This window comes from Sphingobium sp. CCH11-B1 (assembly GCF_001556865.1).
Classification (GTDB): Bacteria; Pseudomonadota; Alphaproteobacteria; order Sphingomonadales; family Sphingomonadaceae; genus Sphingobium.
Genome location: NZ_LSJY01000204.1, coordinates 1 through 13107, shown reverse-complemented (window position 1 = coordinate 13107; position 13107 = coordinate 1). Strand labels below are relative to the sequence as shown.

At 65.3% G+C, this 13107-nt stretch carries 9 protein-coding genes; 7 read left to right on the top strand and 2 right to left on the bottom strand.

Going from position 1 to position 13107, the window contains the following annotated elements:
• Positions 1-154: 154 nt before the first annotated feature.
• Both mgtE and AX724_RS21000 read left to right on the top strand, forming a co-directional pair.
• Positions 155-1594, top strand: coding sequence for a magnesium transporter (gene mgtE, locus AX724_RS21005; protein WP_066770794.1), 1440 nt, complete (start codon positions 155-157; stop codon positions 1592-1594).
• A gap of 69 nt (positions 1595-1663) precedes the next feature.
• Positions 1664-2062, top strand: coding sequence for a DUF1489 family protein (locus AX724_RS21000; RefSeq protein WP_066770792.1), 399 nt, complete (start codon positions 1664-1666; stop codon positions 2060-2062).
• Between the two features lie 33 nt (positions 2063-2095).
• Here the strand turns inward: AX724_RS21000 and ppc are convergent, their stop codons facing one another.
• Positions 2096-4798 carry a phosphoenolpyruvate carboxylase gene (gene ppc / locus AX724_RS20995; RefSeq protein ID WP_066770790.1) on the bottom strand — a complete coding sequence of 901 codons (2703 nt, stop codon included), beginning with the start codon at positions 4796-4798 and terminating at the stop codon, positions 2096-2098.
• Between the two features lie 155 nt (positions 4799-4953).
• Here ppc and AX724_RS20990 point away from each other — a divergent pair, with 155 nt between their 5' ends.
• The 3 genes from AX724_RS20990 to AX724_RS20980 all read left to right on the top strand — a co-directional run bounded on the left by AX724_RS20990 (position 4954) and on the right by AX724_RS20980 (position 9223).
• Entirely contained in the window at positions 4954-6405 is a 1452-nt protein-coding gene (locus AX724_RS20990) for an ATP-binding protein (protein ID WP_066770887.1), read from the top strand.
• Positions 6402-6869, top strand: a complete 468-nt coding sequence (locus tag AX724_RS20985; RefSeq protein WP_066770788.1) for a low molecular weight protein-tyrosine-phosphatase — start codon at positions 6402-6404, stop codon at positions 6867-6869. The genes AX724_RS20990 and AX724_RS20985 overlap by 4 nt, the downstream gene beginning before the upstream one ends.
• Before the next feature lie 230 nt (positions 6870-7099).
• A complete protein-coding gene (locus AX724_RS20980; protein ID WP_066770786.1) occupies positions 7100-9223 on the top strand; it encodes a sodium-translocating pyrophosphatase in 2124 nt (707 codons plus the stop codon).
• 75 nt (positions 9224-9298) lie between these two features.
• Here the strand turns inward: AX724_RS20980 and AX724_RS20975 are convergent, their stop codons facing one another.
• Positions 9299-9559 (bottom strand): hypothetical protein, encoded by a 261-nt coding sequence (locus tag AX724_RS20975; RefSeq protein ID WP_066770784.1) that lies wholly within the window; start codon positions 9557-9559, stop codon positions 9299-9301.
• 292 nt (positions 9560-9851) lie between these two features.
• On the opposite strand from AX724_RS20975, the gene AX724_RS20970 reads away from it, so the two are divergent.
• Positions 9852-10850, top strand: a complete 999-nt coding sequence (locus tag AX724_RS20970) for a sensor domain-containing diguanylate cyclase (RefSeq protein WP_066770885.1) — start codon at positions 9852-9854, stop codon at positions 10848-10850.
• Positions 10851-10946: 96 nt separating this feature from the next.
• A complete protein-coding gene (locus tag AX724_RS20965) occupies positions 10947-12884 on the top strand; it encodes an alpha/beta hydrolase family protein (RefSeq protein ID WP_082733633.1) in 1938 nt (645 codons plus the stop codon).
• The last annotated feature ends 223 nt before the right edge of the window (positions 12885-13107 follow it).

The following is a 13107-nucleotide window of genomic DNA, read 5'->3' as shown; positions in this document are numbered from 1 at the left end:
GCCGGGGAAGGGTTGGACGCTCCATATAGGGGCTCGGGCCCGTGAGCAAAGAAACTTGTGGAGAAGGGCCGCCGCTTCGTCTCGCCCATTGCAATTGGGTCTCCCATCAGCGAAAGCAGCGCAATGTTACAGGAACCGGACAGTAGGGGGCGCGATGAGCGAGCGCGGCGACTTCGCCGACCCCTTCGGTCATGGGGACGACACTGACGACACGCTGATCGAGGCGGCCGAGGCCAGCCACGATGAGGACGACCGGCTGAAGCCCGAATTTCTGACCGCCGTGCTCGACGCGGTGGAGGAAGGCGACAGTGAAAAGGCGCGCGACCTCGTCTCGCCGCTCCATCCCGCGGACATCGCCGACCTGCTGGAACTGATCCCGTCCGAACGCCGGGCAGAGGTGGCGGCCGCGCTCGGCGACCTCGTCGGCGCGGAGGTGCTGTCCGAACTCAACGACTATGTCCGCGACGACCTGATCGGCGCGCTGGCGCCCGAACAGCTGGCCGAATTCGCCGCCGAACTCGACACCGACGACGCGGTCGCCATCATCGAGGATATGGAGGAGGCCGACCAGCAGGCGGTCCTCGACGCGATGGAGCCGGAAGACCGCGCCGCCATCGAAAGCGCGCTCGCCTATCCCGAGGAATCCGCCGGCCGCCTGATGCAGCGCGACCTGGTCGCCGTGCCCGAACATATGACGGTCGGGCAGGTGATCGACTATCTGCGCGACAATGACGACCTCACCCGCGACTTCTGGGAAATCTTCGTCGTCGACGCCGCGCACAAGCCGATCGGGACCTGCCAACTCAGTTGGGTGCTCACCTGCCCGCGCGGCGTCGCCATGGCGGACCTCATGAAGCGGGAACAGACGCTGATCCCGGTCGACATGGATCAGGAGGAGGTGGCGCTCCGTTTCCAGAAATATGCGCTGATCTCCGCCGCCGTCGTCGATCCCGCCGGCCGGCTCGTCGGCATGATCACGGTGGACGACATCGTCCACATCATTTCGGAGGAAGCGGGCGAGGACATCCTTCGCCTGTCCGGCGCGGGCGAAGGCGACATCAACGAACCGGTGGTGGACAGCTATCGCGCGCGCGTGCGCTGGCTGCTCACCAACCTGCTGACGGCGCTGGTCGCCTCCACGATCATCGGCATTTTCGAAGGCACGATCCAGAAGATGGTGGCGCTCGCCACGCTGATGCCGATCGTCGCGGGCGTGGGCGGCAACGCCGGCAGCCAGACGATGGCCGTCACCGTCCGCGCGCTCGCCACCAACCAGATCACCGGGTCGAATGCGCGGCGCACCATCATCCGCGAAATCCGGGTGGCGTTGCTCAACGGCGCGACGGTCGCGGTGGTGCTGGGCCTTGGCGTCTCGCTCGTGTTCCAGAACCCGCATCTGGGCGGCGTCATCGCGGCGGCGATGATGACCAACATCGTGACGGCGGGCCTTGCCGGCGCGGCGGTGCCGCTCGCCTTCGACCGGCTCAATCTCGATCCCGCCGTCGCCTCGTCCATCTTCGTGACGATGATCACCGATTCCATGGGCTTCTTCGCCTTTCTCGGCCTCGCCACGGCGGCGGGATTGACGGGGTGAAACAAGCCCCCATTTGAAAGGACGTGCTCCTTTGGCAGCAGGAACAATGCGTCTGGACTCTCAATCATCATGCCGCTGCACATGACCAAGATCGCCTTTGGCGCGGAAAGCCCCGCCACGCTGCGCGCCTGGCTCGAAAGCCAGCCGGGGGAGGCGCGTACATCCACCCGCTACCTGCCCAAGCGCGTGGCGGAGATGGCGGGCGGCTCGCTCTTCTGGATACACCAGCACCGCATCGTCGGCCGCAGCCCGATCATCGGCTTCGAGGAAACGGGCACCGGCCTCCACTGGATCCGGCTGGAGCCGCGCCTGATCGCCGTCCAGGCCAAGCCCAAGCGCGCCCATCAGGGCTGGCGTTATCTGGAGGAGGCCGACGCGCCGCGCGACCTGGGCGACGGCGAAGCCGACGATCTCGACGCCATGCCCCCTGCGATGCTGGGCGAACTGGCGCGGCTGGGACTGGTCTGATCCCCCTGCCCCGTGCGACAATCTGCCCCGGCGCTACCCGCTGTTGCGCAGCGCCGTCGCGATCGCGTTGATCGACAGTTCGATCCCTTCCTTGATCCGCGCATCCTCCTCGCCCGCGCGGTGGCGCTTCAACAGCTCCACCTGCAACAGGTTCAGCGGCTCGATATAGGGCAGCCGCAGCCGGATCGACGAGTCCAGCGCCGGGCTCTTTTCCAGCAGGCGCGACTGGCCAGTTGCCGCCAGCAGCCCGTCATGCGTACGCGCCCATCCATCACGGATGCGCCCAAAAATCTCGTCGGCCTTGCCCTGATCCTCCACCAGCGGCAGGTAGCGCGCGGCGATGCCCAGGTCCGATTTCGCCAGCACCATCTCCAGATTGGCGAGCGCCGACTTCAGGAACGCCCAGTGCTGCGCCATGTCGGCCAGCAATGCCTTGTCCTCGAACGCGGTCAGCGCATGACCCACGCCATACCAGCCCGGCAGCATCACCCGCGCCTGCGCCCAGCTGAATACCCAGGGGATGGCGCGCAGATCCTCGATCGCATTGCTCTTGGTCCGGCTCGCCGGCCGCGAACCGATCTTGAGGCCGGCAATTTCCTGTATCGGGGTCAACTGGCGGAAGAATTCCTTGAACCCCTCGGTGCCGTAGACCAGGTCGCGATAAGCGGAAAAGGCGCTCTTCGACAGCGTGTCCATCGCCCCGCCAAAGCGCTCGGCATCGCGCGCCGAAATCGGGTCCGGCTCCAGGCTGGCGAGCAGCGTGGCGCTGGTCATCGCTTCCAGGTTGGTCATGGCGACGTCGCGCGTGCCGAACTTGGCGGCGATCACTTCGCCCTGTTCGGTGATGCGGATACGCCCCTGCACGCTGCCCCTGGGCTGCGCCTGGATTGCCTTGAACGCCGACCCGCCGCCGCGCCCGACCGCGCCGCCGCGCCCGTGGAACAGCTGCATCGCGGCGCCTGCCTCGGCAAAGACCGGCTCCAGCGCCTGGCTCGCCTTGTAGAGGCTCCAGGTCGATGTGATGTAGCCGCCATCCTTGTTGCTGTCGGAATAGCCGATCATCACTTCCTGATGGCCCCGCGCCTTCACGACGCCGACGATCTCGGGCAGGCCGAAATAGGCGGTCATGATGCTGGGCGCGGCCTCAAGGTCCGCGATCGTCTCGAACAGCGGGATCGCCATGATGGCGGCCTGCGGCGGCGCGCCGTCCACCCCCGCGCGCCACAGCCCGGCCTCCTTCAGCAGGATGTTGACCTCCAGCAGGTCGGACACGCTCTCCGCCTTGGAAATGATATAGTGGGTGATGCAGGCGGGCCCGTAGGTGCGGTGCGCCTCCGCCGCCGCATGGACGATCGCGAGTTCCGACGCCGTCTCTTCCGAATAATCGGAAAAGGGTGCGCCCAGCGGCCGGTTGTTCGCCAGCTCCCGCCGCAGCAATGCGATGCGCGCATATTCATCCAGCGCCAGATAGTCCGCCTCGACCCCCGCCTGTTTCAGCAGTTCGGCGACCACCCGCTCGTGCACCGCGCTGTTCTGCCGCATGTCGAGCGTGGCGAGGTGAAATCCGAATGTCTCGACCGCGCGGATCAGCCGCCCCAGCGCCCCGCCGGTCGCCAGCGCCCCGTCGCCCTCGCTCGCCAGCCCCTGCGCCACGATGACGAGGTCGCGGCGCAGATCCTGCGGGCTGACATAGGCCTCGCCCTTCAACATCGCTGGTCGCGCCGGTTGCCCGCCGGTGAGCGCGACGCAGGTCGCAGCCAGCCGCGCATAGATGCCGCTGATCGCCCGACGATAGGGCTCGTCCCTGCGGCTCGGCGACGCGTCGCCGCTCGCCTCGGCCAGGTCCAGCACCGCCTGAGGCACATGGGCCAGTTCGGTGGACAGCGACAGTTCCGCTCCCAGCGCGTGCAGCGCGTCCAGATAATAGGCGATCGCCGCGCCGCATCCCTTCTTCAGCGCCAGTTCCAGCTGTTCGGCCTGGACGAAGGGATTGCCGTCGCGGTCGCCGCCGATCCAGTTGCCCACGCGCAGGAAGCTTTGCGGCCGCGCGCCCAGCACCCGCTCCCATCGCGCATAAAGCGCCGGCAGCACCGGCAGGAAGATGTCGCGGAAATAAGCGAGCACATTCTCGATCTCGTCAGCGACGAACAGCTTTTCCCGCCGCAGCGGGCGCGTCTGCCACAACAGCGCGATCTGGCGGAAGATCGCCTCGTCCAGATTTTCGCCCTCGTCCGTCTCGATCCGCCCCGCATCCTTGAGCAGCATCAGCTCGGCGATCCGGTTCTTGTGGTCGATCATGCTCTTGCGCCGCACCTCGGTCGGGTGAGCGGTCATCACCGGCACGATCAGAGCGTTGGACAGCAGTTCCAGCACCGCGTCGCGCCCGACCCCCTCCTTTTCCAGCCGTTCGATCACCGACGCCACGTCCGCCCCCGGCTCGGCCGCCACCCCCTGCCGGTCCTCCGCCAGGTTGGCGAGCATCGAAAACAGCATGAAGCCGCGCGTGAAGGCCAGAGTATCATCCAGATTGAGCGCCTCCAGCCCCGTATCCGTCAGATCCGCGCCCTGCACCCCCCGCGCCCGGTCGACCGAGGCCGAGCGGATATATTCGGTCTGCTTGTAGAGCTTTTCCCCGCCATAGGCGCGGATGACATCGCCCAGCAGCCGCCCGAGATAGCGGATATCGGGATTCTGCGTGATCGCCGGAGCGGATGGATTGGATGCCGGAGTCGCCATGACTTGATGCTGCAACGCAGCAGGGTTTGCGTCAAGCTAATCCGCTCTCCGGCGCACAGCCGGAAGCAGCAGAAATCCGTCATGGCAAACGTTTGCGCATGAATCCCCGTCCCAGCGGGCTTGCGCCGCCCGCGTTGGCCCGGCAAAAGCCCGGCGTGACCGCCAGCATCAGCATAGGAACCGACAGCCACGGCAAGGACGTGACTGTAGACGTGGAGGAATTGCTCGCCACCCGCTTGCTCGTTCAGGGCAATTCGGGCTCCGGCAAGTCGCACCTCCTGCGCCGCCTGCTGGAGGAAAGCGCCGCCATGGTGCAGCAGGTGGTGATCGACCCGGAAGGCGATTTCGTCACGCTGGCGGATGAATATGGCCATGTCGTCATCGACGCAGGCGACCATAATGAACGCGACATCGTGCGCATGGCCAGCCGCATCCGCGAACATCGCGCCTCGGTGGTGCTCAGCCTCGATGCCCTGGAACTGGAAGCGCAGATGAAATGCGCCGCCACCTTCCTCTCCACCCTGTTCGACGCGCCGCGCGACCACTGGTATCCCGCGCTCGTCGTGGTGGACGAAGCGCAGATGTTCGCGCCCGTCGCCGCCGGCGACGTATCGGACGAGGCGCGCCGGCTCAGCCTTGCCGCCATGACCAACCTCATGTGCCGGGGCCGCAAGCGCGGCCTTGCCGGCGTCATCGCCACCCAGCGGCTCGCCAAGCTGGCCAAGAATGTCGCGGCGGAAGCGTCCAACTTCCTGATGGGCCGCACCTTCCTCGACATCGACATGGCGCGCGCGGCCGACCTGCTCGGCATGGAACGGCGGCAGGCGGAGCAGATTCGCGACCTGGAGCGCGGCCGCTTCCTGGGGCTGGGGCCCGCCATCGCCCGCCGCCCGGTCAATGTGAAGATCGGCGCTGTAAAAACCGGCACGCGTGGCGGATCGCACAAGCTGATGCCGCCGCCCGTCACCACCGGCGAGGATTTTCAGGAACTGCTGTTTGCAAGGCAGGAGGAGGAGGCACTGTCCCCGCCCCCGCCGCGCGCGGATCCGCCGCCCCGGCCGGCCGAGGACATCATGCGCCAGCTCGCCGACGCGCCCCAGGCGAAACCCGCCGCGCCCGAACTCGACTTCGGCCAGAACGAACCCATCGTCATCGCGGTACTGGAGGAGATCGTCGCTGATCTGGGGGACGCCGCGCCGTCGGTCGCCAGCCTCTATCAGGATTTCGGCGTCCGCTGCCGGATGCGCGGCCTCAAACAATCGCCGCTCGACCTCCCCGCCTTCCGCAAACGCTTCGCCATGGCGCAGGCGGGCATGGCCGACGCCGACGATCCCCGCTGGCAGGATGCGATCGCCGCCTCGGCGCCCGTGCCGGAGGATATGCTCGCCCCCTTCCTGCTCATCGCCCGTGCCGCCCTAGACGGCCGCCCCTGCCCCGACGACGCCGCACTCGCCCGCGCCTACGGCACCAGTTCGCCCGGCCGCGTCCGCCGCCTCATCGACTATATGGAAAAGCTGGGCGTCATCGTCGCCCGCACCGATTTTTCGGGCAAGCGTTCCATCGGCATCCCTGGCCTCGGCCTCTCCACGGCTGCCGCGGAAGGATGAGCGCGCCCGCCATCCTCTTCGTCTGCCTGGGCAATATCTGCCGCTCGCCGCTGGCCGAAGCGGCGTTGCGGGCGGAAGCGGAACGGGCCGGCCTTGCCCTCACCGTCGATTCCGCCGGTACCGGCGATTGGCATGTCGGCCGCCCGCCCGATGCCCGTGCCCAGCGGCAGGCGCTGCGCACGGGCATCGACATTTCCCATTATCGCGGGCGGCAGGTGAATGCCGGAGATTTCCGCCGTTTCACGCATATCTACGCGCTCGATGCCGACAATCTGCGCAATCTGCGCCGCCTCCGCCCGGCGGATGGCACCGCCCATCTTGGCTTGTTGATGGACCTCGTTCCCGGCCGCGAAGGGACCGGCGTCGCCGATCCCTATTTTGGCGACGAAGCGGGCTTCGCCACGACCTGGGACGATGTCAGCCGCGCAGCGTGTGCCATCGTGGCCGGGCTCCTCCGACGCTGATCCATATCAGGACAGCCGCATCTTGACGCGGGCGGCAAGCGCTGTAGCTTCGTTACCTTAATTCTCAGCCGGCTGGAGCGCGTTCGATGTGCCATGCCCCGAAGCTGATTGCCGCGGCGCCCGATGCCGGACCTCCCCCGTCCGGCCGCCTGCCCCCATGCCTTTCGCCCGTCCGTCATTCCCTGCGGAGCGCGCGATGATTCCATAACAGAAGGGGGAGAGGAACAAGCATGGACATCGTCATCATCGCGATAGGGTGCGGCCTGCTGGCCGTGCTCTACGGACTATTCACAAGTCGTCAGGTGCTGAGCGCATCGCCCGGCAACGAAACTATGCAGGCGATCGCGGGCGCGATCCAGGAAGGGGCGAAGGCCTATCTCGCTCGCCAATATACCACCATCGCCATCGTCGGCGTGGTGGTGGCCATCCTCGTCGCCCTGTTCCTCGGCCTTACGTCGGCCATCGGTTTCCTGATCGGTGCGATCCTGTCCGGCGCGGCGGGCTTCATCGGCATGAACATCTCGGTGCGCGCCAATGTGCGCACGGCCGAAGCCTGTCGCGGCACGCTGCAAAGCGGCCTCACCGTCGCGTTCAGGGCAGGCGCGATCACCGGCATGCTGGTCGCCGGCCTCGCCCTGCTCGCGATCAGCGTTTTCTTCTGGTATCTCGTCGGCCCGGCCGGCCACGCGCCCGACGACAGGCTGGTCATCGACAGCCTCGTCGCGCTGGCCTTCGGGGCCAGCCTCATCTCCATCTTCGCGCGCCTTGGCGGCGGCATCTTCACCAAGGCGGCGGATGTCGGCGCGGACCTCGTCGGCAAGGTGGAGGCCGGCATCCCGGAGGACGATCCGCGCAATCCCGCCGTGATCGCGGACAATGTCGGCGACAATGTCGGCGACTGCGCGGGCATGGCGGCCGACCTGTTCGAAACCTATGTGGTGACGGTGGGCGCGACCATGGTGTTGACCGCGCTGCTCGTCACCGGCGTCGACAATGGCTTCCTGCTGCGGCTCATGGCGCTCCCGCTTTCGGTCGGCGGCATCTGCATCATCACCTCGATCATCGGCACCTACATGGTCCGGCTCGGCGCCAGCCAGTCGATCATGGGCGCGCTCTACAAGGGCTTCTGGACCACGGCGGTCCTGTCGATCCCGGCCATCTATTATGTGACAGCGCAGGTGCTGGGCGACATGAACGCGGTCTTCGGCGCGGACCTGGACGGCGTGGGCGGCTATACCGGCATGGCGCTATTCTGGTCGATGATGGTCGGGCTTGCCGTCACGGGCCTCATCGTCTGGATCACCGAATATTATACCGGCACCAACTATCGCCCGGTCCGCTCAATCGCAAAAGCGTCCGAAACCGGACATGGCACCAACGTCATCCAGGGGCTTGCCATCAGCCTTGAATCGACCGCGCTTCCCACGCTCGTCATCGTGGTGGGCATCATCGTCGCTTTCAAGCTCGCCGGCCTCATCGGCATTGCCTTCGCGGCGACGGCTATGCTGGCGCTCGCTGGCATGGTCGTGGCGCTGGACGCCTATGGTCCGGTCACAGACAATGCCGGCGGCATCGCGGAAATGAGCCATCTGGACGACAGTGTCCGGGTCAAGACCGACGCGCTGGACGCAGTGGGCAACACCACCAAGGCGGTGACGAAGGGCTATGCCATCGGATCGGCGGGCCTTGCTGCGCTGGTGCTGTTCGGCGCCTATACGGAAGACCTCAAATTCTACAATTCGGCGCTCGGCCTCACCGCGCCGGTCGATTTCAGTCTGTCCAACCCCTATGTCATCGTCGGCCTGCTGCTGGGCGCGCTGCTGCCCTATCTGTTCGGCGCGATGGGGATGACCGCAGTCGGCCGCGCAGCCGGCGACGTGGTGAAGGACGTGCGCGACCAGTTCGCCGCCAACAAGGGCATCATGGAGGGAACATCGCGACCCAACTATGCCCGCACGGTCGATCTCGTCACCCGCGCAGCCATCAAGGAAATGATCGTGCCCAGCCTGCTGCCGGTACTGGCGCCGATCGTCGTCTATTTCGCGATTGCGGCGGTCGCCGGGACCGACAATGGCTTTGCGGCGCTGGGCGCGCTGTTGCTGGGCGTCATCGTTTCCGGGCTGTTCGTCGCCCTGTCGATGACCTCGGGCGGTGGCGCGTGGGACAATGCCAAGAAATATATCGAGGACGGCCACCATGGCGGCAAGGGCAGCGAAGCCCATAAAGCCGCGGTGACCGGCGACACTGTGGGCGATCCCTACAAGGATACCGCAGGGCCAGCGGTCAATCCGATGATCAAGATCACCAATATCGTCGCGTTGCTGCTGCTGGCCGCGCTGGCGCATGGCGGCTGACGACTGGCCTTTCAAAGCGCGAAAGGCCCGGCCGGTGCATCCGGCCGGGCCTTTTGCTGCGCGTCATGCCCCGCCTCAGCGCTGGGCCAGGACAACCGCAGACTTGTGGTGGATGGTGAGGCCTTCCTGTGCCCATTCCGCCTTGGTGCGGCACTCCGATACCGGCGTCAGCATTCCAGTGACGTTCCAGCGGAAGCAATAGCGGTCGGTCTTCGCGTTGTAGGTGACCTTGGCGGTTTGGAAACGGCCTTCCGCCTGCGCGAAAGCGGGGGTGGCGGCGGCCGAAACGGCGACAGTGGCGACAGCGACGGCGGCGGCGAAAGCGATGGTCTTCATGATGATGTCCTTCCCTGATTGGTCTTGCGTGGCCCGTCATGGGCACATCCCAAGCACTGCAGAGGCCGTGCCAACTCATAAAAAACGGCAGAAATCCGCCAAATCGAGACGCTAATTACCAGGAACGATGGAAATATATCCTGAATATCCGCAATTATTTCCATATGTTTGGATTATATTCGCACTTTGCCGAAGAAAGGGCGTTAACCTTTTTTCAACCGCCGCCGCGCACCTTCTTTCATCGCGGATGGAGGGGGTGATCCGCGGCAAGGCCAAGGCAGCGGATAGACATATGACCCCCCAGGACAAGCTCACCGACGAAGCCGGTCGCATCGCCGCATTGCGCCGCTACGACATTCTCGACACGCCGGCCGATAGCGCCTTCGACCGAATCACCGATCTTGTGCGCACGCTTGTGAAGGTGCCCATCTCCACCGTTTCTCTCATTGACTCGAACCGGCAATGGCTGAAGTCGCATCCCGGCCTTGCCGTCACGGAAACGCCGCGCAGCGTCGCCTTCTGCGATCATGCCATCCGCCAGCATCACCCCCTCGTCATCACCGATGCCCAGGCGGATCCACGCTTCTGCAACAATCCGCTGGTGACCGGGGATCCCGGCATCCGCAGCTATGCCGGCGTCCCGCTGCGCACGTCCGACGGCTATAATGTGGGATCGCTCTGCGCCATCGATACACGCGTTCGCGACTTCGCGCCCGACCAGCTCGCCGCGCTTCATGGCCTCGCTCCCATCGTCGTGGAGCAGATGGAACTGCGCCTGCTGGCGGAGCGTGACGCGCTTTCCGGCGCGCTCACCCGCCGCGCCTTTGTCGCCGCCGTCGACCGCCAGATCGCTCTCTATCTGCGACATGACCGCCCGGCCGCGCTGCTGCTGCTCGATATCGACCATTTCAAGGCGGTGAACGACACCCATGGTCATCCAGCCGGCGACATGGTGATAGAGGCGGTGGCCGATCTCTGCCGCACCCTCTCCCGCCCCAGCGACGCCTTCGGCCGGCTCGGCGGGGAGGAATTCGGCCTGCTGTTGCCGGAAACGGGAGAGACGGAAGCCGTGCTGGCGGCCCAGCGCTTTTGCGACGCCATCGCCGCGCTCACCATCCCGCACGATCCGCCTTTGCGCGTCACCGCCAGCTTCGGAGTCGCCGCCATCGATCCCCATCGCGTTACCAGCGGCAGCTGGATCGGCGCGGCGGACGCCGCCCTCTATGCCGCCAAGCGCGGGGGCCGCAATCGCGCGATGCTGGCGCCGCGGGTCTCGCTACGCGCCGCCTGAGGCGGGCAACACGCTGTTCGAACGTCCATTTTGCGGGTGACGAGACTGTGGCAACACACTAGATTTGCAGAGTCTAACGCAAGTTTCGGGGGAAGAATGGGGCGGATAACGGGGGTTCTGGCGATGGTCGCCAGCCTGTGGGGGTCAGTGACTCTGGCGCAGACGGCTGAGCAGCAGCAGCAGCCGGCCAAGCAATGGACGGTTCAGGATTTCGCGGCACTGCCCATGATGAACGCGCCGGGGCTCTCGCCCAACGGCAGGCACATCGCCAGCCGCATCGCAATCGGCGGCGAACAGAAGTTGATCATCGCCGACATTTTCGACAAAGGCGACAAGAATGTGCGGACGATACCCCTGGGCGACAACGACCTCAACTGGTGGAAGTGGGTCAATGACGACTGGCTGGTGATCGGCTTTGGGGCCGAAAGCAATGTCGAAGGTTCGCCCTGGTATCTTACCCGCGTCGTCGGCGTGAAGGCCGATGGCACCAAGATCAACCTGATCGCCAAGAATGTAGCGGCACAGAATGCCGGTGATGTGATCTGGATGGCGCGCGACGGCAGTCCCCGCATCCTTCTGTCCTACCAAAGCTCCATCTATTATTCCGACCGCGGCTTCTGGCCGCAGGTGGATGAGGTCGATGTCAGCACCGGCCGGCGACACAATGTCGTCGCGTCACGGGAGTTCGTGCGCAGCTGGTATGCCGACGCTGCAGGAACCGTCCGCATGGGCATTGGCTATAATGACAAAAGTCGCATGGCAAAGCTGCTCTATCGCCCTGATGCGACGACCGCCTTCCGCGTCGTGGACCGAGCAAACCGGCGCAAGGATGAGTCGCTGATCGCACCGCTCCTGTTTACGGCCGATACGACACGCGCCGTCGCCAGCGACAGTCGCGATGGTACCGACGCGCTCTACGAACTCAATCTCGACACTCTGGAACTGGGCAAGAAGCTGTTCGACGCGCCCGGTTTCGACATTGACGGGATAGAGGAGGATGCAGCCGGCACGGGCCTGGCCGGCGTATATTATACCGGCGACGCGCCCTCGGTGCACTGGTTCGACGCCAACCTCGCCAAGATCCAGGCCGACGTGGACAAGGCCGTGGGCGACCGCCGTGCCCGCATCGTGTCCACCAGCCGGGATGGGCAGCGCCTCATCATCCATGTCGGCACACCCGACCAGCCTGGTACCTATTATTTCTACGACACGTCAGTCGGCGTCATGAGGATTTTTACGGCCAAGACCCGCCTCTCACCGGTCAAGACCATCCGTTACAAGGCACGCGACGGACTGGAGATCGCCGCGATCCTCACCCTTCCAGCCGGGCGCGAGGCAAAAAACCTGCCCCTCATCCTGATGCCGCATGGCGGTCCCTTCGCCCGCGATACGGAGGGATGGGACTGGTGGGTGCAATTTCTCGCCTGGCGCGGATATGCCGTGCTTCAGCCCAATTATCGGGGCTCTTCGGGCTATGGCGTCGCTTTCGCGGAAAAGGGCGAAGGGCAATGGGGCCTGGCCATGCAGGACGACCTGAACGACGCGGTCGACTGGGCGGTGAGGGAAGGTATCGCCGATCCGAAGCGTGTGTGCATGGTAGGTGCCTCCTACGGGGGCTATGCTGCGATGCGCGCGGCCGAGCGTGACGGATCGAAATATCGTTGCGCAGTGTCTTATGCCGGTGTTTCGGATCTCGGCGCGATGGTGCAGTATGACTCGAATTTCCTCGACAGCGGCACGCGCAAGGACTGGATGAAGGAGCAAGCGCCGAATTTCGCCGCCGTCTCGCCTATCAACTTCGCCGCCCGCTTTTCTACACCCATTCTGCTGATGCACGGCAAAAAGGACCGTCGCGTGCAAGTCAACCAGTCGCGCAATATGGCGGACCGGCTGAAATCGGCGGGCAAGGTCGCTGGGCGCGACTATATCTATGTCGAACAGCCGCTTGGCGACCATCATTTTTCTCGGGAGGCAGACCGGCTGGCATTTCTTCAACAGCTCGACACCTTTCTTCAGACGCATAACCCGTCCTGACGGGCCAGCCTGATCGGCGGATAGCTGGATGTCCTATCCCGCCGCCGGCGCCCATATGCGGATCATGCCGACGGAAAAGGGATCGCCAGGGCTCGGAACGGTGTAGGAAATTCAATGCCCGTCCCCCGCAACTTTATGACGATTTGTACGGGAAATATGCGAAGTTAACCCGGCTTATTCACCGGCGGGGGTCTGAAGGTTGGCGGGAGTGGCATAAGCCTCT